This is a genomic window from Streptomyces sp. NPDC088725, assembly GCF_044751305.1.
GTDB lineage: Bacteria > Actinomycetota > Actinomycetes > Streptomycetales > Streptomycetaceae > Streptomyces.
This window is the reverse complement of the sequence record NZ_JBIVLO010000006.1, coordinates 403695-425556: the sequence shown is the minus strand read 5'-3', so window position 1 is coordinate 425556 and position 21862 is coordinate 403695. Positions and strand designations below refer to the sequence as shown.

Here is a 21862-nt window from a genome sequence, read left to right as displayed (position 1 = left end):
AACCTTCGACAGTCGTGTTGATCATTGACTGTGGAGGTCCGGGGTGCCGGTCGAGTTTCTGACGGATGCACAAGCCGCCGCGTACGCGGCGTTCGACGGGGCGCCGTCCCGTACGGAGTTGGAGCGGTTCTTCTTCCTGGACGACGCGGACCGGGAGTTGGTGGAGGCGAAGCGTCGGTCCCACAACCGGCTGGGCTTCGCGGTACAGCTGACGACCGCGCGGTATCTCGGGGTGTTCTTGGACGACCCGACCGACGTGCCGGCCGAAGTCGTCGACTACCTCGCCGAGCAGCTGGGCATCGAGGACTCTTCGGTGCTGAAGGCGTACGGCGAGCAGCGGTGGAAGACCCCGTTCGAGCACGTGTGGGAGCTGCGCGAACTGCTGGAGTACACGGAGTTCGCCGAGGCAGAAGCCGAGTTGCGGGTGTGGGTGGACGCGCGGGCGTGGACGACCGGGGAGGGCCCGAAGGCTCTGTTCGACGCGGCGGTGGGGTGGCTGCGTGAGCGGCGGGTGCTCCTGCCCGGCGTCACGACGCTCGCCCGGCTGGTGGCCTCGGGGCGGGAGGCGGCGAACCAGCGGCTGTGGGACAGCCTTTACGGGCTGCTGAGCACCGGTCAGCGGGCGGTGCTCGACTCTCTGCTGACCGTTCCGCCCGGCGCGCGGGTGTCGGAGCTGGACCGGCTGCGGCGCGGTCCGGTGCGGATCTCCGGGCCGCAGATGAAGTGGGCGCTTGAGCGGGCGGCGGAGATCGACGCGTTCGGTATGGGTGAGCTGGACGTGTCCGGGATACCGCCGCGGCGGCTGGCAGAGCTGTCGCGGTACGGCGTGGACGGCAAGGCGTCCCTACTGCGGCGCCACGGCGATTCCCGGCGCCTGGCCACCCTGCTGGCCACTGCGGTCTATCTGACGAGCAGGGCGGTCGACGACGCGCTGGACCTGCTGGAGGTGCTGATCGCGACGAGGCTGCTGGCGCGGGCGGAGCGGGAGACGGCGAAGCAGAAGCTGAAGACGCTGCCGAGGATGGAGCGGGCCGGGATCAGGCTGGCGACCGCGTTCCGGGTCGTGTTCGACACCACGAGCGAGCAGGTCGACACCGATACGGGGGTGATCAGCCCGCCGGAGGTGGCGACGCTGACGGCGATGTGGGAGCGGATCGAGGAGGTGGTGCCGCGCGAGGAGCTGGCCGCCGCGATCGCCGCGTTGTTCGAGCTGGCGCCGCCGATCGACTCGGACGCGGACGAGGCATGGCGGTCGATGCTGGTCACCCGGTTCCCCACCGTGCGGCCGTTCCTGGCTCTCCTGGTCCAGGTCGTCGACTTCGGTGCCACCCCGGAGGGCCTGCCGGTCCTCAAGGCGCTGAAGTCGCTGCCGGACCTGATGGGGCGCAAGAAGGTCGGACCCGACGAGATCGACACGTCGCTGCTGGTGGGCTCGTGGCGCCGGCTGGTGCTGAGTGCGCCGCACCTGGAGGCGGGCACGGTGGACTGGAAGGCGTACGTGTTCTGCGTGCTGGAGTCGTTCCATCGGCTGCTGCGCCGGCGTGAGGTGTTCGCGAAGAACTCCTCGAAGTGGGGTGACCCGCGGGCGAAGCTGCTGGACGGTGAGGCGTGGGAGCAGGTCCGCCCGACCGTGCTGGCTTCCCTGAACCTGCCCGGCGAGGCGGGTGAGCATCTGGCGGCGCGGGCCGCGCTGCTGGACGGCACGTACCGGGAGGTCGCCGGGCGGGTGCCGGCGAACTCGCAGATCGTGTTTGACGACGCCCGAACCCGCCTCCCTCCTGGACCTGCGGAAGGCGGTGGAGGCGATGCTGCCTCGCGTCGACCTGCCGGAGGTGTTGCTGGAGGTGTTCTCGTGGACCGGCGCCGACCAGGCGTTCACTTCGATCACCGGCGGTGAGGCGCGGCTCAAGGACCTGCACGTGACGGTTGCCGGGCTGCTGGTCGCGCACGGCTGCAACGTCGGGTACACGCCGGTCATCGGCGGGATCGACGAGCTGAAGTACGGCAGGTTGTCGCATGTCGACCAGACGTATCTGCGTCTGGCCACCTACCGGGCTGCGAACGCCACCCTCATCGAGCACCAGGCGTCCATCGGCCTTGCGCAGGTGTGGGGCGGCGGGCTGGTCGCCTCCGTGGACGGCATGCGGTTTGTTGTTCCCGTCCCCTCGGTCTACGCCCGCCCCAACCCCAAGTACTTCGGGCGCCGAGGCGGCGCCACCTGGCTGAACATGATTAACGACCAGGCGGCGGGGCTTGGCGGGAAGGTGGTCGCCGGCACCCCACGCGACTCCCTGTACGTGCTCGATGTCCTCTACGACCGGGACGGCGGCAAGCGCCCGGAGACGATCGTCACGGACACCGCCTCGTACAGCGACATCGTCTTTGGGCTCCTCACCCTGGCCGGGTTCGCGTACGCGCCGCAGCTGGCTGACCTGCCGGACCAGAAGATGTGGCGCATCGACCGCACCGCCGACTACGGCGCCTTCCAGGAAGCGGCGCGAGGCCGGGTCGACCTGGCCCGGATCGAGCGGCAGTGGGAGGACATCCTGCGGATCATCGGCTCGATCCACACCGGCGCCGTTCGCGCGTACGACGTGATCCGGATGCTGTCGCGGGACGGACGTCCGACCCCTCTGGGCGACGCGATCGCGCACTACGGACGGATCGCCAAGTCCCTGCACATCCTGCGCCTGGCCGACGAGCCCGGCTACCGCCGTCAGATCAAGGCGCAGGCCAACCTCCAGGAGGGCCGCCACGCCCTCGCCCGGAAGATCTTCCACGGCCGCTCCGGGCAGCTCTACCAGCGCTACCAGGACGGCATGGAGGACCAGATCGGCGCCCTCGGCCTGGTCCTCAACGCCGTCGTCCTCTTCAACACGCGGTACATGGACGCCGCAGTGAACCAGCTGCGCGCAGACGGCTTCGACGTCCGCGACGAGGACCTGGCCCGCCTCTCGCCGTTTGTACGGCAGCACATCAACATGCTGGGCCGGTACTCCTTCCAGCTTCCTGACCTGCCCGGCGGACTGCGGCCCCTACGCGATCCGGATGCCAGCGAGCAGTGAGGACCTTCCCGGCCTGACGCGCCTGCGTACGGCATGACCGAACGGCCCGGAGTTTCCATTCGCCGCGATGCATCGACTGGGGACTGCGGGCCGACCTGAGAACCCGGGGCAGTGCCCATGATGATGATGTCTACGCCGTAGATTAGGCACATGGTGGAGGGGACACCGGGCGCGGCGAGAACGCGGTTACCCGGGAAGCAGAAGCGAGGGCGGCACGCCGCTACGAAGTCCGGCGCGGCCAAGGGCGGGCTGATGCGCTCGTCCATGCTGATGGCAGCAGGGACGGTGGTGTCCCGTGCAACGGGCCTGCTGAGAACAATCCTACAGGCCGGGGCACTCGGGACGGGACTCCTCGCTACGACGTACAACCAGGCCAACGTGGTGCCGGCGAGCCTGTACTTCCTGCTCATCGGCGGCGCGCTGAACTCCGTACTGGTTCCGCAGCTGGTGAGGGCCAGGATGGAGCAGCCGGATGGCGGACGGGCCTTCGAGCAGCGTCTGGTCACCCTCACGATGTCCGTGCTGGGAATCGGTACGCTGCTGGCCGTCTGGGCGGCGCCGCAGATCATCAGCCTCTATCAGAGCGATTCACCGGCCAACCACGAAGCGTTTCAGCTGACGGTGGTCTTCGCGCGGTTCCTGCTCCCGCAGATCTTCTTCTACGGACTGTTCAGCATCCTGGGCCAAGTGCTCAACGCCCGGAACAAGTTCGGCGCGATGATGTGGACACCTGTCCTCAACAACGTCGTCCTGATCTCCATGTTCGGCGTATACCTCGGCATGATGACCGTCCCGGACTCCGTCCAGGACATCACCCAGACCCAGGTCACGCTGCTCGGCGCGGGCACCACACTCGCCCTGGCGATCCAGGCTCTTGCCCTGATCCCCTTCGCCAGAGCCGCCGGCTTCCGCTTCCGCCCACGTTTCGACTGGCGTGGCACCGGACTGGGCAAGAGCATCAGCGCGGCCCGCTGGACCTTGCTGTTCGTCCTCACCAACCTCGTCGCCAGCACGGTGGTGACCCGCTACGCCTCCGCCGCGGACACGGCACTGCCCAAAGGCGGCGTGGGCTTTTCCGCCTACACCTACGCGCAGACCATCTGGTCGCTGCCGCAGTCGGTCATCACCGTCTCGCTGGTCACCGCCCTGCTGCCGCGAATGAGCCAGGCCGTCGCCGAACACCGCCTGGACGACATGCGCGGCGACCTCTCCCGAGCCCTGCGGATCAGCGGCGTCGTCATCGTTCCCGCCGCCTTCTTCTTCGTCGCCCTCGGCCCGCAGATGGCACAGGTGATCTTCGCCCACGGAGCGGCCCACCCGGCATCCATCGTGCCGCTGGGCCAGATGCTCCAGGCCTTCGGATTCGGCCTGATCCCCTTCTCGGCGCAGTACATGCTGCTGCGCGGCTTCTACGCCTTCGAGGACACCCGGACCCCGTTCTGGATGGCCGTGTGGATCAGTACCGCAAACATAGCCCTGGCCACCGCCTGTCATCTGCTGCTGCCCCCGCGGTGGGCCGTCACCGGCCTGGCCGCCGCCTACGCCGCCTCGTACGCTATCGGCCTGCTCATCACCGCGCTGCTGTTGCGACGACGCCTCGAAGGCCGGCTGGACGGCAAGCGACTGTGCCGCACGTACGGCAAGCTGACAGCCTCTGCCCTCGCGGCGGGAACGCTCGGCTGGTTCGTGGCCCGCGCATGCTCCAACACCGTCACCTCGACGACCTGGGCACCGGCGCTGGGCCTCGCTGCGGGCGGCCTCACCATGTGCCTGGTGTTCGTGCTGCTCGCACGAATCTTGAAGGTCAGTGAGCTGCGGGGCCTGCCGGGCCTGGGGTGAGCGCACGGTCTCGGCTGAGCACCCGCGGCAAGGGTGCTGGATAGACCGTGATGCGGATGTACCCGGGCCCGCGCCGACACCTGGCCGGACGGTCAGACAGCGCGCAGTCGAGGGGGGTCAGGCTGCTCCGGCCCGACCTCCGCAACGACCGTGAGGGGAACGGGGGTTTCGGCGTCGGTGGTCTCCTCCGCCCGGCGGCGCAGCTTCGACTTGAGGCTGATCAGCCCGCTCTTGACGTGCGGAGCGGCCTTCACCGCAGCGGCCCCCAGCGCCACGCCCGTGCCAAGGATCACCAGAGCCGCCTTCGTCCCGTCGAACAGCACGGCGTGCGTGTTGAGCGTGTTGTCGTCGTTCCGCGCCAGCGGGCTCTTTCCGCCCGGAGTACTCGACTGCGAGAGGTGTGTGTCGGAAGGATGCTCTACCAGCATCAGTTCCCTGATCGAGTCACCCCAGTTGAACTCCATGACGCAACTGTAGAGGCGACCAGGCGGGCCGCGGCCCGGAATGCCATGGTCTCCACTTTGGTCAACGGACGAGGACCCGAAGACCCTTTGCCGAGGGCTCCTGGGCGGGAGAGGATGCGTCCATGATCGACACGAATGAGAACCCCGCGGAACAGGCCGCGATCGCCGCGGCGAAGGACGGTGAACTGCGCCTGCACGATCCCGCCGTCCGGGCCTCCGCCGTCGGCGTCCGGCTGTTCGACCCCGAGTTCGTCGAGGTCGGCGCCTCCGGGCGGCGCTGGACGTACGAGGAGATGGTCACGGCCCTGCCCACCCTTCACGGCGGAGTGGACAGCCCGCGCATCGAGGCATCCGGCATGCGCGGGGTGCTCCTCGCCCCGGACCTCGTGCACCTGACGTACGAGAGCGTCATCGCCGGACACCGGGCTCGCCGCAGCTCCCTGTGGCGCAAGGGCGAGGGCGACACCGGATGGCGGCTCTACTACCACCAGGGCACCCCCGTCCCCGAGGGCTGAACACACCTTCATTCAGGGCCTTCGGGCGCCTTATCTCAGGTCCGAAGTTGAGTGAAGGTATGTCGACCGAACTAACTCAAGAGCTCTCGCAGGTCAGTCTCTACGCGCGGCGGGCCAGCAAGTGTGTGTCGAGGAAGCCGCGCTCGGACGCCGGGTCGTGGAGCAACCGGGCCACCGTGACGAGGCCGGCCTCGGCCAGCAAGTTGGCAAACTGCTGCGCAGGCCAGCTATAGGCGGGCGCCACCTTGTGATCGAAGCGGACTGGCTCCGGCCCCTCCGTCCCGAAGAGGGACACCAGGAGCAGACCCCCTGGTGCCAGAACACGCACCTGCTCAGCGAGCAGCGCGGGCAGTTCTTCAGGCGGGGTATGGATCATCGAGTAGTGGGCCAGCACTCCACCGAGCGCGCCGTCCTCGACCGGGAGGGCCTCCATTCGCGCTTCGTCGAACCGCAACGCCGGCTGGGCCCGCCGAGCGTGGTCGACCATGGCCGGGGAGAGGTCGATGCCGAAGGCGTCCAGCCCCAGGTCGTGCAGCATGGCCGTCAGATGACCGGGTCCGCACCCGACGTCGGCTACCCGCAAGTTCCCCGTATCACGCACCAGCTCGGCGAAGGTGCCGATCATGTTCCGCGCGAACGGCCGCGTCTCCAACCGGCTAGTGAACATCGACGCATAGAGCTCGACGACCCCGTCGTAGGCAGCCCTGGTCTCATTCTGGTGTTCTAACACGGGCAGGAAACTAACACCCCCGCCGTTCACGGCTGTTCTCCGGCCCTTCCCCTCGTGTCGGCGCAAGCAGGCGTGCAGCCGCAAGCCGACTTCATGGGCAGCAGGGTCAGCGGCGCGCGTTGCCGGGGGCGAGCAGGCTGGTCAGCTCAGAGATCGCTTCGGGCGACGGCTTGAAGTAGCGGCGGACGTTCTCCGGCTTCTTGTGCCGGGACTTGGCCATCAGCATCAGCAGGGAGGCTCCCTGCTCTCCGAGGTGGGTGAGGGCGGAGTGGCGGTACTCGTGCAGGTCCCAGCCGGTCCCCGGTCCGTGCACCGCAGTGTGCTCATCGAGCAGGGCGCGGGCCTGGCCGTAGGAGAGGCGCGCCAGGCCAGTGTCCGGGCACACGTCACGCAGGCTGACGATCTTCCCCGGGCCGGGGCGGCGGTGAGTGACGAACACCGGGCCCCGGGTACGGCCGCGCAGCAGGCGGGGCAGAAGCCGGGCGGTGCCGGCGTCCCAGTAGACGGTCTCCAGCACGAAGTCCTCGCGGGCCTGCCCTCGGCGGCGGGCCTTGCTCCGGGCACCCTTGGCCTTCACGGGACAGCTGCGCGCGGCGAAGTCCAGGTCCTCGATGTTCACGCCGAGGATCTCCTCGGACCGCCCGGCGGTCTCGTAGAGCATCCGCCACAGCGTCTTCTCTCGCAGGTGGACCTCGCGCCGGGCGATGAGCCGGTCCACGGCCATATTCGAGCGGGCTGGGGTCTCGGAGTCCGGCACTGCCAGCCGCTTCGTCCAGGCCGGGACCGCCGGGCTGTCATACCCGTACGACTCGCACCAGCCCAGCCACGACAGAACCGCCGCCCGGCGGGCGTTCCAGGTGTTGACCGCCGCGGTGCCCCACAGCAGTTCCAGGGCCTCGCCGATCTCGTCATCCGCGACGGACCCGATCGGGCGAGCCACTCCGAGCCGTTCGGCGGTCTTGCCGACGCCGACTCCGTAGCTGCGGACAGTGTTCGGGTTGCGGAGCGAGTCGAGGAAGGCGTCGGCCACCGCGCGGACGGTCAACGCCTTCCCGGCCGGCAGTTGCACGACGGTGGGCACTGCTTCCCCCTTGCCACAGATAACAGGGCCTCTTCATGTGCGGCCCGGAGAACGTCACCGCAGGTGACGAACCAATCTCCCACAGATAATAGGGCGTTATCTGTGGGACAACTTCAGGGAGTTCCGGTAGCCGAAGCTCCGTCAGCCGCCCACCAGGGCCGATCCAGGCTTAGCGCCAGTTTTCGTTCCGATGTTCCTCAACCCCCACTACTGCCCTGCGAGACCGGCACCGGCCTCCGGAAGGCGCTGCGGGCGGCGCGGCCGTGACGGGCGGGGCACCGGGCGGCCCGAGGGGGCGCCAGGCGCCGCCGCGCGAGGCCCGTTACCCCATTCCGGGGAAGCCGTCGGCGACCGGCGCTTCCGGCGGGGCGAGAGGAGGTCCCGGCTGGGAGCCTTCCCGGATGGAGCGGATGGAAAGCCGTACGACAGGGACCCCGGCCGGCCCGCCGTCGCTCGACCGTGTCGTGGCGCGGCTGCGCGCCCTGCGCGCCGAGTGGCCCGTCACCGACGGGGTCGCGGTGTTCAATCGTGTGTACCTCTCGGTCACGGAGGAGATCGCCCGGCAGATCGACGCGGGCTCGTTCGCCGAGCGGGGGCCCGCCACGACGCTGGATGTGCTCTTCGCCGAGCGGTATCTCTCCGTCGCCGAGGGCATGGCCAACGGCCTCCGAGCTCCCGCCTGTTGGTGGCCGCTGTTCCGCCGGCGCGACCATCCGGACGTGCTGCCGCTCCAGTTCGCGCTCGCCGGGATCAACGCGCACATCGGGCACGATCTGGCGCTCGCCGTGGTGGACACCTGCGCGGCGCTCGACTGCGAACCCGCCGAGCTGGCCGGTTCGTTCGATCAAGTGGGCGGCGTGCTCCGCCGGTTGGAGGAGCGCATCCGGGAGGAGGTGATGCCGGGGCCCGATCTGCTGGAGCTGGCCGAGCCGTTCACTCATCTTGTCGGCAGCTGGAGCCTGGAGCGTGCGCGCCAGGCGGCCTGGGCGTCGGCGCTGCTGCTCTGGCGGCTGCGGGCCGTGCCCGCGCTCGCGGCGCGATTCACCGACCGGCTGGACGCGGGAGTCGGTGCGGTGGGGCACCGCCTCGTGACACCATGGCGGTTGAGTGCTCAACAACTCACCGGCATAAGGTAGTTGCTCCAGTTTCCTGCACGAAGGAGTGCGTTGATGTCGATCAAGCTCGGACTGGGTCTCCCGCAGATGAAGGCGTACGACCTCGGACGGGACGTGCCCCTGGTGGCACGGACCGCCGAGGAGACCGGCTACGAAAGTCTCTGGGTCTTCGAACGCGCCCTGGTCCCCGAGCCCATGACGCAGGGGCTCTACGGCATACCGGGACTGCCCTGGCCGGACCACTACCGCGGCGTCGCCGATCCGCTCGTCACGCTCACGCTGGCTGCCGCCGCCACCCGGAGCGCGCGCCTGGGCACCAGCGTCCTGATCGCGCCTCTGCACATCCCCTTCCAACTGGCGCGCACCCTCGCCACGTTGGACAACGCGAGCGGCGGCCGGGTCGTCGCCGGTCTCGGTACGGGCTGGTCGGTCGACGAGTACGCGGCCGCGGGCGTGGCGCCGATGGACAAGCGCGGCGCGGTCCTGGACGAACTGCTCGACGTCTGCGCGGCGGTCTGGGGCCCCGACCCCGTCTCGTACCAGGGTGAGCTGACCACCATCGCGCCGTCCGAGGTCGGCCCCAAGCCCGCGCGGCCCATCCCGGTCTACCTCGCCGGCTCCGGCGGGCGGGCGCTGCGCCGGGTGGTGGACCGGGCCGACGGCTGGATGCCCGTCTCCATGGGCGCCGCGCAGGTGGCCGAGGACTGGCGGAAGCTGCGGGACCTGGCCGCCGAGCGCGGCAGGGAGCGGCCGCTCGACGTCTGCGTCAGGGCGAACCTCTCGTACAGCGCGAAGCCGTTCGAGGGCGAGGGCCGCCAGGCCTTCCAGGGCAGTGTGGCGCAGATCGTGGAAGACCTCGCGGAGCACGCCGCGATGGACGGTGTCACGGAGCTGCTGATCGATCTGTCGGCGACGGTGCACGACGCCCGGGAACTGATCGACGTCTCCTCGGAGTTGTACGCGGCCGCCCGCGCCGCGGGCATCTGACCGTACGCACCGCACGTGTGGGGGCCGGCCGCCGGGCGGCGGCCGGCCACCGCGTCAGTCCTCCGGCAGCTCGACCGGCGCGATGTCGTCGTAGACGTCACCGGGCCCGGGGTTCGTGCCGTCGGTGGCGCCCCCGAAGTGGTGCATCACGCCCCACACCGCGTTGAGCGCGGTCTGCACGGCTCCCTCGGCCCAGCCCGCCGTCCAGGAGATGTCGTCGCCCGCGAGGAAGATCCCGCGCTTGTCCGCCGCGAGCCTGTCCTGCATGAAGTGGGTGAACAGGCGGCGCTGGTAGCGGTAGTGGCCCGGCAGGTTGGCCTTGAACGCGCCCATGAAATACGGCTCGTTCTCCCAGGAGACCGTGATCGGACTGCCGATGATGTGCCGCCGGATGTCGACCTTCGGATAGATCTCGCGCAGTGAGCTGAGCATGACCTCCATCCGCTCCTCGGCGGACAGCGGCAGCCACTTGAGACTGTCGTCGCACCACGTGTACGAGAGGCAGATGACGGCCGGCTTGTCCGGGCCGTTGTCCAGCAGGTACGTACCGCGCGTCATCCGGTCGGTGAGCGTCATCGACATCACGTCACGGCCGGTGGGACGTCCGCTGTCGTCCACCTCCTCGTCCTTCCAGAACGGCCGGTCGACGGGCACGAACAGTTTGGACGACTCCATGTAGTGGGTGCGCTCCATCGCCGTCCAGTGGTCGATCGGGAACAGCGAGTCGTCACAGGCGATCTTGGACAGCAGCAGCCACGACTGGGCGGTGAAGACCGCCGCGCGGTAGGTACGGATCCGGCCCGAGGCGTCCGTGACGGTGATCCCGTTCCCCGCCGTACGGTGGAGTCGTGTCACCGCGGGCAGCGGCTCGCCGCCGTGCAGCGACGCCAGCGAGGTCCCGGCCGGCCAGTGCGTGATCTTCACCGGCTCGCGTTCCCACAGCCGCAGCGGCAGCTGCTCGCTGCCGCCGACGATGCCCCGGTGGTGGTCGTCGGCCTCGGTGTAGACGACCCGCAGGATCTCCAGGATCGAGTTCGGGAAATCGGTGTCCCAGCCGCCCGTGCCGAACCCGACCTGGCCGAAGATCTCGCGGTGGCGGAAGGACTTGAAGGCCGGTGAGTCGCAGAGGAAACCGTAGAAGGTCTGGTTGTCGAGCTTCTCCACCAGCCGCGACCAGATCTCCCGGATGCGCGGCACGTCACGCTCGCGCAGCGCGCGGTTCATGTCGGAGAAGTCGGCGCCCTCTTCCAGGCAGGTGTTCCAGGCGTCCATCACGTCGCGGAAGACCTGCGGCAGATCCTCGACGGTCCGCGCGTAGTGGGACTCGCCCTTGAGATCCACGACGGTGGACGGGGTGCCGGGGGCCAGCGGGTTCGGGAACGGCCGGGTCTCCAGGCCCACCAGGTCGATGTAGTGCTGGAGCGCGGTGGACGACGGCGGGAAACGCATCGCGCCCATCTCCGCGGTCAGTTCGGGGTCGCAGCCCTCGAAGCCGACGGTACGCAGCCGGCCGCCGATCCGGTCGGCCTCGTACACCACCGGCTTGAGGCCCATCTTCATCAGCTCGTAGGCGGTGATGATCCCGGACAGCCCGCCACCGATGACGGCGACCTCCGCGCCGTGTTCGGTGGCGGGTATCTGGCCGAGGCCGGCCGGATGCGCCAGGAAGTCGTCGTACGCGTAGGGGAAGTCGGGCCCGAACATGGTGATCGGCGGCAGCGTCTCGCCGGCCGGTACGTCGGCGTGCGGGACGGCGGTGGGCACTGTGGACGTCATGGGGGCACAACTCCTTGCGGGTACGACCGGGGCACGGCTCGGGTTCGGCGCGGGCATGGCTGGGGAACGGCTCGCGGCGGACAGCGCGCGCCGAGGGGAGGATCTGAGGGAACTGACTGAGCCCCCGAGGGGGACGGGTTCAGGAAAGCGAGGCGTAGAGGCCGGGACGGCGGTCGCGCAGATACGGGTTGGCCTCGCGGGAGGCGCGCAGCAGCTCGGGGTCGGCGTCCGCGATCAGCAGCTCGTCCCCGCGTCCGGCCCGCGCCCCCGGGACGCCGTCCGGCGCTGCCAGGCAGCTCAGACCGACGAAGTCGAACTCGCCCTCCTGACCGGTGCGGTTCACGTACGCCACATACATCTGGTTCTCGAAGGCGCGGACCGGTACGAGCGTTTCGGCGACGAACTCGAACGGACGCATCTGCGCGGTGGGCACCAGCAGCAGATCGGTGCCGGCCAGCGCGTGGGCCCGTACGTTCTCCGGGAACTCGACGTCGTAACAGATCATGATCCCCAGGCGTACTCCGCCCACCTCCGCCTGCACGACGGGCTGCTCCCCCGGCGTGAACCAGGCGCGCTCGAAGGGGCCGAAGAGGTGGGTCTTGCGGTAGTTGGCGAGCCGCGTGCCGTCAGGACCGATCAGCTGGGCCGCGTTGAAGACCCGCTCGCCGTCGCGCTCGGGGTAGCCGTACAGGACGGCGAGGCCGTGGCGTACCGCGATCTCGGCGACCGCGTCCGCGCCGGGGCCCGCCGCGGGCTCGGCGAGCCGGGCCACGTCCTCGCCGATGGCGTACCCGGTCAGGAACATCTCCGGGCAGACCAGCAGCCCCGCGCCCGCGTGCGCGGCCCGGCCGGCCGCCTCGTCGAGCACCGTGAGATTGCCGGCCACCGAACCAGGGCTTCCTGAGCTCTGGAGCAGGGCGGTACGCAGCGGCGGCATGGCAGACCTCGGGAAGATGAGGGGGACAAGAAGGGGATACGGCGAGACGTATTGACGGTACGGTCCTGCGGCGGGCGCGGACAAGACGCGTCCGTTGCGTGCCGACCACCGATTCGTTGCGCCGGGTGCCGTCCGCGCGGCGATTCATTGCGAAGAGGCGTCCTGCCTGGTCAGGCCGTAGCGCCTGAGCAGGGGCGAGAGGACGAGAACCGACTTCGTGCGCTCCACGTACGGCTCGCCCGCGATCCGTTCGAGCACCTGCTCGAAGTGGCGCATGTCGGCGGCGAAGACCTGGACGACGGCGTCCGCCTCGCCGGTGACGGTGGAGGCGGCGACGACCTCGGGGAAGTGCTCAAGGCCCCGCTGGATGGCCTCGGGCGAGGTGTTGCCGCTGCAGTAGATCTCGATGAAGCCCTCGGTCTGCCAGCCGAGGGCCGCCGGGTCCACCCGCACGGTGAAGCCGGTGATCGCTCCCTCGGCGCGCAGCCGGTCCACGCGCCGCTTCACGGCGGGCGCGGAGAGGCCGACGAGCGAGCCGATGTCGGCGTAGGAGCGGCGGGCGTCCTCGCCGAGGGCGTGGACGATGCGTTCGTCGAGATCGTTGAGTCGCACTGCTGGTGGATCACTTCTCTGCGGGACCGGCGAGCGGCGGTGGCCGTCACCGAAGTAGAACATGCGTGGGTGAACCAGGGGTAAGCGACGACCCGCGACGACGGAGGGGTGTCCCGCAGTGCGGGACACCCCTCCGTCATACATCTGAACACCCGTACGCGTATCTCACGGGATCACCTCAGGCGGTCACTCCACCACGAGCAGCCCCGCGCGCAGCCGTCCGGTGATGCGGGTCAGCAGCCTGGAGACGTGCATCTGGGAGACGCCCAGCTCCGCGCCGATCTCCGACTGGGTCATCTCGTCACCGAAGCGCATCTGCAGGATCCGCCTCTCGCGGTCGTCCAGTTCCTCGATGAGGGGCTTGAGCGCCACGACGTTCTCCGCCGTCTCCAGGCTCGCGTCCGGAGAACCGAGCCGGTCGGCGAGCGGGGCCGAGGTCTGCGACGCGTCGTCCGACGGCATGTCGATCGAACCCGCGGTGTATCCGTTGCTGGCGACGATGCCCTCGATGACCTCGTCCTCCTCGATACGGAGGTGCGCGGCCAGCTCGGCGGTCGTCGGCGCGCGGTCCAGCCGCTGCGCCAGCTCGTCGGTCGCCTTGGCCAGATCGATACGCAGCTCCTGCAGCCTGCGCGGCACGTGCACGGCCCAGCTGGTGTCCCGGAAGAAGCGCTTGATCTCGCCGATGATGTAGGGAACGGCGAAGGTCGCGAACTCCACCTCACGGGTGAGTTCGAACCGGTCGATCGCCTTGATCAGGCCGATGGTGCCGACCTGGACGATGTCCTCCATCTGGTCCGAGCGATTGCGGAAGCGTGCCGCCGCGTAACGGACGAGGGCCACGTTCAGCTCGATCAGGGTGCTGCGGACATAGCTGTACTCGTGGGTCCCTTCCTCCAGCTCGGTCAGCCGGGCGAAGAAGAGCTTGGAGATTTCGCGCGCGTCCTTGGGGGCCACATCCCCAGGGCACTCCACGTACGGAAGGTCCAGCTCAGCCGCTTCCGCGTGCTGCCGGATCCCGTACTGCGGTCGGTCGGTCGGGACCGGGACCGTGCTCGCAGTGGACACTGGGTCCTCCCCTGCTCTGTAGGTAAGTGCTTCAGCCGTGTACCCCGGACTTCGCCGGTCATGTCTGCTGAATCAAAGAAGTTTCTCAGCTCTCCGGGAAACCGGTTCCCCCGGGGTACTCCGACGAGGTCGTGCCGGCTAGCTCCAGCTGGCGTGCAGCGGCTTGCCCTCGGCGAATCCGGCGGCGCTCTGGACTCCGACGACGGCCTTCTCCGCGAACTCCTCCAGGGAGTTCGCGCCCGCGTACGTGCAGGAGGAACGCACCCCGGCGATGATCGAGTCGATCAGGTCCTCGACGCCCGGGCGGGTGGGGTCGAGGAACATCCGCGAGGTGGAGATGCCTTCCTCGAAGAGGCCCTTGCGTGCCCGGTCGTAGGCCGACTCCTCGCTCGTACGGTTGCGCACGGCGCGGGCGGAGGCCATGCCGAACGACTCCTTGTAGAGCCGTCCGTCGGCCGCCTGCTGAAGGTCGCCCGGCGATTCGTACGTACCGGCGAACCACGAGCCGATCATGACGTTGGAGGCTCCGGCGGCGAGCGCCATGGCGACGTCGCGGGGGTGGCGCACCCCGCCGTCGGCCCATACGTGCTTGCCGTGCTTCTTCGCTTCCGCCGCGCACTCCTTGACGGCCGAGAACTGCGGCCTGCCGACACCGGTCATCATGCGGGTGGTGCACATCGCGCCGGGTCCGACACCGACCTTGATGATGTCGGCGCCCGCCTCGATCAGGTCGCGTACGCCATCGGCGGAGACGACGTTGCCCGCGACGATCGGCACCTCCGGGTCCAGCGCGCGGACCGCCCGCACGGCGGCGAGCATCGATTCCTGGTGACCGTGCGCCGTGTCCACGACGAGCGTGTCGACACCGGCGCCGAGCAGCTGCTCGGCCTTGGCCGCGACCTCGCCGTTGATCCCGACGGCGGCGGCGATCCGCAGCCTGCCCCGGGCGTCGGTGGCGGGGGTGTAGAGCGTCGCGCGCAGCGCGCCCTTGCGGGTGAGGATACCGACGAGCCTGCCGTCCGCGTCGACCGCCGGGGCGAGCTTGCGGTTGGCGCCGTCGAGCGCGTTGAACGCCTCGCCGGGGTCCATGTCCGCCGCGATCGTCAGCACGTCCTTCGACATGACCTCCGACAGCTGGGTGAAGCGGTCGACGGCGGTCAGGTCGTGGTCGGTCACGATCCCGACGGGCCGCCGCTCGCTGTCCACCACGACACCGGCGCCGTGTGCCCGCTTGTGCAGCAGGGAGAGCGCGTCGCCGACGGTCTGGGAGGGGGCGAGTGTGATCGGGGTGTCCAGCACGAGGTGACGGGACTTCACCCAGGAGACGACCTCGGCGACGACCTCGATCGGGATGTCCTGGGGAATGACGACGAGCCCGCCGCGCCGGGCGACGGTCTCCGCCATGCGGCGGCCCGCGATCGCGGTCATGTTCGCGACGACCAGCGGGATCGTGGTGCCCGTGCCGTCCGGGGTGGAGAGGTCCACGCCCTGGCGGGAGCCGACGGCGGACCGGCTCGGCACCATGAAGACATCGTCGTACGTCAGGTCGTACGGGGGCTGGAGGTCATTGAGAAAACGCACGTGCAGAACATCCCAGTCGATCGGAGCCGTACCCCGGTCGGTGGAGCCGGGGGAAATCGCACGTACCTCATTGTCCCATGCCCGGTCCGGGAACAGACAGGAGAGAAACCTCCAGCTCAGGGCGGGTGCCTTCGGAGGAAGCTCCAAAGCACGGGCGTCTGTCGCCCGGTGTCACCCGCCACGAGGGACGCACCTTCGCCCCGTGTCCGTCACTGGCTGTCGGGGTCCATCCGCTCCAGCGCGGGCCGCGGCGCCGGGTCGAACTCCGTCAGGAGGTAGTCCGCCGCCACCGTGTCCGTGACGAGGCTGGTGACCAGCCCCGAGCGCAGAACGGCTCCGATGGCCGGCCCCTTGCGCAGCCCGCCGGCGATCGCCACGACCTCGGGGATGCGGCGCAGCCGGTCGGCCTCGACGGTGATGCAGCGCTCGCCCAGGTCGCGGCCGACCCGCCGGCCCTCGGCGTCGAAGAGGTGCGCGGACATCTCGGCGGCGACCCCGAGCGAGGCGTAGTGGCCGCGCTCCTCGTCGGTGAGCATGTCGTGGACCGTGGAGATCCCCGCCTCCCACGATCCGATGGAGACCGCGGCGACGGTGACCTTGTCGAAGTAGTCGAAGGCGCGGGCGATGCCCGGCTGCCTGCGCAGCGCGGCGGCCGTCGCCGGATCGGGCAGCAGCATCGGCGCGTAGATGGGGTGAGCCTCTCCCCCGGACACCTGGGCGGCGCGCCGTACGGCCTCGACCGAGCCGCGCTCCGCCGTCCCCGCGTCGTACACCCCGGTGAGCTGGACGACCGTGCAGGGCGGCAGGCGGTCGAGGGCTGCCGCCATGTGGATGGTGGATCTGCCCCAGGCCAGGCCGAGCACATCTCCCTCGACGACCAGCTCGCCGAGCAGATCGGCGGCCACCTCGCCCAGATTCTCCGGGTCGGGCGACTCGTCCGCGCCTTCCGCGGGCGACTCGACGACCACCGCGTGGCGCAGGCCGTAGCGGGCGCGCAGCGCGTCGGAACGCTCCGCGTCCAGTTCCGCCGGGACGCGGATCTCAATCCGTACGAGGTCGCGCTCCAGCGCCGTCTCCAGCACCCGTGCCACCTTGAAGCGGCTGACGCCGAACTCCTCGGCGATCTGGATCTTGGACTTGCCCTCCAGATAGAAGCGGCGCGCCATGGCCGCCGCCTGCACCAGCTCCGCGGGTCCCATCCGCAGGGCCGACCGACCCGCCGACATACCAGACACCGCGATCTCCTTCTTTCCGCAATTCCGCACTCCGGATCCGCTGTTCATCCTGTCAGACGCAACGGCCCTTGATCAGCCCTGATGGGCCTTGTTCACGTTCCCGACCACGCAGGCCACGGGTCAGTGCGCGCACGCCCATGAGGCGGCGGCGGTGGCCTCGGCGGCCTGGCTACGCAGCATCCGTACGGCCGCCGCGGGATCGTCCGCTCCGTAGACGGCCGAGCCGGCCACGAAGACGTCGGCGCCCGCCTCCGCGCACCGCTCGATGGTGGAGGCGGAGACCCCGCCGTCCACCTGGAGCCACAGCTCAAGACCGTGCTTGGCGATCAGCTGCCGGGTACGGCGGATCTTGGGCAGCATGATGTCGAGGAACGCCTGGCCGCCGAAGCCCGGCTCGACGGTCATGATCAGCAGCATGTCGAGTTCCGGGAGGAGGTCCTCGTACGGTTCGACCGGCGTCGCGGGCTTCAGTCCCATGGACGCCCTGGCCCCCTTGGCCCGGATCTCCCGCGCCAGCCGTACGGGGGCGGCGGCCGCCTCCGCGTGGAAGGTCACGGAACCCGCGCCCGCCTCGGCGTACTGCGGCGCCCAGCGGTCGGGGTCCTCGATCATCAGGTGGCAGTCCAGCGGGGTGTCCGTCGCCCGGGCCAGCGATTCGACCACCGGCACGCCGAGCGTCAGATTGGGCACGAAGTGGTTGTCCATGACGTCGACATGCAGCCAGTCGGCGCCTTCGACGGCCTTCGCCTCCTCGGCGAGACGCGAGAAGTCGGCGGACAGAATGCTGGGGTTGATCTGAGCCATGGCCCAAGCCTGCCATGGACCGCGGGCGCCTCTGTCCACGGCCCACGTCTTGGCACGTGCCGGTGCCCGCGATACGCGCCGGAGCGCGCCATTCGCGCCGCTGACGCCGGTGTCCGTGCTGCTCCGCTCCGCGGCTCCGCCCGGCGGGTCACTCGCCGGAGTCGTAGGTGATCCAGTGCTCAGGGACGAGGGCTTCTCCGTTGCTCCGTCTCCAGCGTGCGCGCACAGCGCTGCGGAAGGGTTCGTCATCCGGCTCGGCATGTTCAAGGACGATGACCTGGAAGGCGCCGGCGAGGGATTCGACGGTCGATTGGATCGTCCGGTAGAGGTCGAGCCGCGCAGCACGGGCGGCCCCGGACCCGCCGCCGGGAGTCTCGTCCGGGAACCCTGCCGGGGAAGGCTGGTCGAGAACGAGAAAACGCGGAACCGGGCTGTCGATCTCGCTGAACCACTCGTGCAGGCTCAGCAGGGTCGCGAGGTGATAGCCAAGGCGGTCGCGCGCACTGCCCGTCTCCGGCACTTTGACGGGCCCGTGCCGTGTGTCGGCGATGAGAGCCAGCGCTCGGGGGTCCAGGCGCAGGGGATCACCGTGGTGCCGCAGCCCCAGGGCGACGGCTTTGGACCGGATCTTCTGGTCGACCAGGGAGAGGCGGCTGCTGAGCAGATCCTCCTGAGCGCTGCTGCCGAGCCGTTCCTCGATCGAGGCGATCTCCGCGGCGATTTCCTCCCGGCGGTCTTCCGGGGGAGTCTGGGCATGGCGGGTCATGGTGTCCAGGAAGAGGCTGATGCGCCCCTGGACGACTGCGGCCCGGCGCCGCGGATCGTCCTGGGCGGTTGCCCGCCGACCGGCGCTCAGGACCTCGATCTCCTCCTGATTGCGGGCCAGCGCCGAGCGCAGGTCCGCGAGCGCGTCCTCCTCCTCCGCGATACGCGCGTCGATCTCCGGCCCGGCCTCTCCCATCGCGGACATCTCAGCGTCCACGCGTTCAAGGTCCCGCCGCATGAGCCGGGACACCTGCCCGGCGCCGGGCGCGTGACCGCCGCACACCGGGCACAGCTCATCCTGCGGGGTCGGCTCCGGGTGTGCCCGCCGCAGCAGGCCGAGGGTCGCGAGCCGGGCGTGCTGCTCACGTACCTGGCCGAGGAAATCGTCCTTCTCTCCGGCGAGGGTCTTGAGGTTGGACATCCGTACGCGGGTCCGGGAGTAGGCCTGACGCAGCTCGCTCCGCGCCGTGTGGAGAGCGGACAGCGGGTCCTCAGTCGCGGGTGGTTCCGTGTCGGGGGCGCTCGCCCCGACGGCTCGGCGCAGTCGGTCGACGACCTCGTCGCCGGACAGCGGGCGTCCCGGCGGGGCCGGGGGCAGCAGATTGGCTTCGACGGCTTCTCCGTGCAGCCCGGCCGCCGTCCCTGAGGCGGGCCGGAAGGGCCGGGCTGCCGTCAGGCGCTCCTGTTGTTCGACCAGCTGCCGGCGCAGGAGCCTGAGGCGGTGTTCGAGCTGGGCGCGTTCGGGATCCGCCGCGCCCAGGAAGTACGGGAGCATCGCTCGCAGGGCGGGGCGGTGGAATTCGTCCGTCTGACCGTGAAAGAGAAGGTCCTGGCCGGCGGCGTCGTTCTGCTTGTGCAGGCAGAAGAACAGGCTGTGCCGCACGGACGGGGAGAGCCGGCGGGGGCTGCGTGCCACCGGCAGCCGCACAGCGGGGTCGATGCCCGTGAACCTGGACAGGACCTTCTTGGCGACGTCCATCGGCATGGAGAAGGTCAAGTCCGCGAAGCCGGGCGGGGGCGCCCCGGGAGCCTGGGAGACAACGCAGAAGGTGGAGTTGGTCGCCGCCTTGCCCGCGGGTGCGGGACGCGCCACGAACAGCTGCTCGTCGCCCTTGACGACGGTGAGCGCGAAGACGTCCACGAAGTTGCGGAGCGGCGCTCCCCTGATGACGAAGTCGTCGCTGCCCAGGCAGTAGTCGACGATGGTCAGGATGGCGCTCTTTCCACGTCTGGAGTCCCCCGTGATGATGTTGAGCGAGCCTGTCCTGAACGAGACTGTACGAATCTCGCCATCCCTGTTGTAGAGGGAGATGGCGCTGATCTGGAACGTCAAGGCCTCACTCCTAGCAGGGTCATGACGGTGCTTGTGCTGCCTGCGCCGGGCAGCCAGCGCCCCAGCAGCAGCGCGGCCTTCTGGACGGCGACGACCTCGTCGCTGCCGCCGGTGATCGCCTTCTTCAAAGCTCTGTGGGGAACGTGGAGGCGCCCTTGCGCATCGCACGTCAGCGTGTGGGTCTGCAGGGCCATCAGCAGCCCGGGGCGGACCACGTCCGCGAGTGCCGTCGCGTTCAGGGCCATCGAGGCGCGCACGCCGGGATGACCCTGCACCCAGCGGTGCAGTCCGCTCGCGATCGAGCGCGGCAGCGCGGTACGGATCGCCGGCTGCAGGGCCATGACCGCGGCGAGGGTCGCGATGACGACCGGGCACGGCGTGTCGAACTCCGTCTGATGGCCTTGCACCGCACGGGCCGCGACCAGACCCGTGAAGGCGGGGTTGTACAGGGCACGCTCGTCGCGGCTGAGAGTGCTGAACCCGCTCATACCGGCGGGGTCCCCACGGGCTCCAGCACGGCCATGAGACGAGCGACGAAGTCCACGTGCCAGCCGATCCTGTAGTCGTCGGCGAGAATGTGGAACGAGCCTTTGGCGACGAACGGCTCATCGCACTCGGGGCGGATGCGCCGCTGCGTCTCGGTCATCGCCCACCGGTAGATCCTCGTGGCCGCGGCGATCTTCTCCGCTTCGGCCGCCTCCCTTCCGAGGGTGTCGACCATGTCGTCGAAGAGTTCTTCCCACTCCTCGATCAGGCGGCGTTCGTAACCGCCCAGCTCTCTGGGCAGCAGAAGGTTCTCGTTCAGCCACCGCGAGCGCTGGGTGACAGCTCTCATGTAGTCGCGCACCGCTCGGTTCACGCGCTTCGATCCCAGCTCGATGAGTTCCATCTGGCGCACGAACGGCCGGCCGGAATACCTGGCGAGGTCCGCCTGCATCTCGGCGATGTCCTCGTCGATGGGCAGGTTCGCCCGCCCGAACTGGTTGCGCAGATCGGAGAAGACCGCGTCGAAGTCCATCCCCGTGATCGCGTCCGAGCCGCCGGCCCGCAGTTGCTGGATGGTGCGCCGGAAGAACCATCCCTCCAGGCGGACGAGGAACGAGGTGGCGTGCTCACGCCCCACGGCCATGATCGCCGCCTGCCGCAGCTTCTGCTCGACGGCGTCCACATCCGGGGCGTTGCCGATCACCTGGATCCTGGACACCATGCGTGCCAGCTGCGAAGGCTCCAGGAGATCGAATGCCGCGAAGGCCTTCGCCAGGGAACCGCTCCTGGATGTCCTGCGGGTGGTCATCAGCGCCTTCAGGGCATTCTCTTCATCGCGCTGCCCCGAATCCGCTGACTGCAGCATGCTGCCCGCGCTCCCCTCGGGCAGTTCCGCGGTGGTGAGCAGGATGAGATCAGTCTGGCCGAGATCGAGGTGACCACCGTGGACCGCGTGGGCCCAAATGCGCAGGGTCTTCCACAGATCCGTACTCGCGTTGGTCATTTTCGTGCCGGCGGCACGGTGTTTGAGCTGGTAGTACGTCCGCCCGTCCCGGCGGACCTCCTCGATGTCGTCCCCCGCCTCGATGGCCAGTGCCCAGTCAAGGCTTCCGAGACGGTTCACGCACAAGTGGAGGGCTTCACGCAGTTGGTAGACGTAGCCGAGTGCTGAGGCCGACGCCTCAAAATGGGGTTCCCGCTCAGCCATGTCCCGCTCCCTGGAGGCTGAAGCTCACCGCAAGGGACCCTATCGTGCCACGTACTGCCTCTGACCAACACCCCCTTCGCACAGCGAAGTTGACGCGGAAACCGCGGAACCACCCGGTGCCGGTTCCACGGACCCCATACCGGCAGGCGACCGGCGGGGCTGCCCGTCGCGGTGTCCGGTGCCTGTGAGCGCGGGGCGGCCGGACGCGCCGCAGCGTCCCGGCTCCCCACCGCGCTCACCCGGACCGCCGGTCGCCGTCTCT

The 21862-nt window shown here is 69.6% G+C and carries 17 protein-coding genes and 1 pseudogene; 5 read left to right on the top strand and 13 right to left on the bottom strand.

The window, feature by feature from the left end:
• The first annotated feature begins 43 nt into the window (after nucleotides 1-43).
• Nucleotides 44-3065: pseudogene (locus ACIP6N_RS18260) on the top strand (Tn3 family transposase).
• Nucleotides 3066-3215: 150 nt separating this feature from the next.
• Nucleotides 3216-4904, top strand: coding sequence for a murein biosynthesis integral membrane protein MurJ (gene murJ, locus ACIP6N_RS18255; RefSeq protein ID WP_401816746.1), 1689 nt, complete (start codon nucleotides 3216-3218; stop codon nucleotides 4902-4904).
• A gap of 92 nt (nucleotides 4905-4996) precedes the next feature.
• On the opposite strand, the gene ACIP6N_RS18250 is transcribed toward murJ, so the two are convergent.
• Nucleotides 4997-5368, bottom strand: coding sequence for a hypothetical protein (locus ACIP6N_RS18250; protein WP_401816745.1), 372 nt, complete (start codon nucleotides 5366-5368; stop codon nucleotides 4997-4999).
• A 122-nt stretch (nucleotides 5369-5490) separates the two neighbouring features.
• Here ACIP6N_RS18250 and ACIP6N_RS18245 point away from each other — a divergent pair, with 122 nt between their 5' ends.
• Nucleotides 5491-5883: a DUF4440 domain-containing protein gene (locus tag ACIP6N_RS18245; RefSeq protein ID WP_401816744.1), complete on the top strand. Its 393-nt coding sequence runs from the start codon at nucleotides 5491-5493 to the stop codon at nucleotides 5881-5883.
• Between the two features lie 100 nt (nucleotides 5884-5983).
• Here the strand turns inward: ACIP6N_RS18245 and ACIP6N_RS18240 are convergent, their stop codons facing one another.
• Nucleotides 5984-6613 (bottom strand): class I SAM-dependent methyltransferase, encoded by a 630-nt coding sequence (locus tag ACIP6N_RS18240; RefSeq protein WP_401816743.1) that lies wholly within the window; start codon nucleotides 6611-6613, stop codon nucleotides 5984-5986.
• Nucleotides 6614-6719: 106 nt separating this feature from the next.
• Nucleotides 6720-7694 carry a tyrosine-type recombinase/integrase gene (locus tag ACIP6N_RS18235; RefSeq protein WP_401816742.1) on the bottom strand — a complete coding sequence of 325 codons (975 nt, stop codon included), beginning with the start codon at nucleotides 7692-7694 and terminating at the stop codon, nucleotides 6720-6722.
• A gap of 401 nt (nucleotides 7695-8095) precedes the next feature.
• Here ACIP6N_RS18235 and ACIP6N_RS18230 point away from each other — a divergent pair, with 401 nt between their 5' ends.
• Nucleotides 8096-8830, top strand: coding sequence for a DUF5995 family protein (locus tag ACIP6N_RS18230; protein ID WP_401816740.1), 735 nt, complete (start codon nucleotides 8096-8098; stop codon nucleotides 8828-8830).
• Between the two features lie 33 nt (nucleotides 8831-8863).
• The gene (locus ACIP6N_RS18225) at nucleotides 8864-9796 is read left to right on the top strand and encodes an LLM class F420-dependent oxidoreductase (protein WP_401816739.1); all 933 of its coding nucleotides are present in this window, start codon (nucleotides 8864-8866) and stop codon (nucleotides 9794-9796) included.
• A 54-nt stretch (nucleotides 9797-9850) separates the two neighbouring features.
• On the opposite strand, the gene ACIP6N_RS18220 is transcribed toward ACIP6N_RS18225, so the two are convergent.
• The 10 genes from ACIP6N_RS18220 to ACIP6N_RS18175 form a co-directional block, all read right to left on the bottom strand.
• Nucleotides 9851-11572, bottom strand: a complete 1722-nt coding sequence (locus ACIP6N_RS18220; RefSeq protein ID WP_401816738.1) for a flavin monoamine oxidase family protein — start codon at nucleotides 11570-11572, stop codon at nucleotides 9851-9853.
• A 139-nt stretch (nucleotides 11573-11711) separates the two neighbouring features.
• A complete protein-coding gene (locus tag ACIP6N_RS18215) occupies nucleotides 11712-12509 on the bottom strand; it encodes a carbon-nitrogen hydrolase family protein (protein ID WP_401816737.1) in 798 nt (265 codons plus the stop codon).
• A 144-nt stretch (nucleotides 12510-12653) separates the two neighbouring features.
• On the bottom strand, nucleotides 12654-13121 hold the full coding sequence (locus tag ACIP6N_RS18210; RefSeq protein ID WP_401816735.1) for an Lrp/AsnC family transcriptional regulator: 468 nt from the start codon (nucleotides 13119-13121) through the stop codon (nucleotides 12654-12656).
• A gap of 186 nt (nucleotides 13122-13307) precedes the next feature.
• Nucleotides 13308-14189: an RNA polymerase sigma factor SigF gene (locus ACIP6N_RS18205; RefSeq protein ID WP_401816734.1), complete on the bottom strand. Its 882-nt coding sequence runs from the start codon at nucleotides 14187-14189 to the stop codon at nucleotides 13308-13310.
• Nucleotides 14190-14327: 138 nt separating this feature from the next.
• Entirely contained in the window at nucleotides 14328-15776 is a 1449-nt protein-coding gene (locus tag ACIP6N_RS18200) for a GuaB1 family IMP dehydrogenase-related protein (RefSeq protein ID WP_401816888.1), read from the bottom strand.
• Nucleotides 15777-15979: 203 nt separating this feature from the next.
• A complete protein-coding gene (locus ACIP6N_RS18195; RefSeq protein WP_401816886.1) occupies nucleotides 15980-16996 on the bottom strand; it encodes a sugar-binding transcriptional regulator in 1017 nt (338 codons plus the stop codon).
• Nucleotides 16997-17125: 129 nt separating this feature from the next.
• Complete coding sequence (gene rpe / locus ACIP6N_RS18190) at nucleotides 17126-17809, bottom strand: ribulose-phosphate 3-epimerase (protein WP_401816732.1); 684 nt, start codon at nucleotides 17807-17809, stop codon at nucleotides 17126-17128.
• 148 nt (nucleotides 17810-17957) lie between these two features.
• Complete coding sequence (locus ACIP6N_RS18185) at nucleotides 17958-19907, bottom strand: DUF3732 domain-containing protein (protein WP_401816730.1); 1950 nt, start codon at nucleotides 19905-19907, stop codon at nucleotides 17958-17960.
• Complete coding sequence (locus ACIP6N_RS18180) at nucleotides 19904-20395, bottom strand: three component ABC system middle component (protein WP_401816729.1); 492 nt, start codon at nucleotides 20393-20395, stop codon at nucleotides 19904-19906. The genes ACIP6N_RS18185 and ACIP6N_RS18180 overlap by 4 nt, the downstream gene beginning before the upstream one ends.
• Entirely contained in the window at nucleotides 20392-21600 is a 1209-nt protein-coding gene (locus tag ACIP6N_RS18175) for an ABC-three component system protein (RefSeq protein WP_401816727.1), read from the bottom strand. The genes ACIP6N_RS18180 and ACIP6N_RS18175 overlap by 4 nt, the downstream gene beginning before the upstream one ends.
• Nucleotides 21601-21862: the final 262 nt, after the last annotated feature.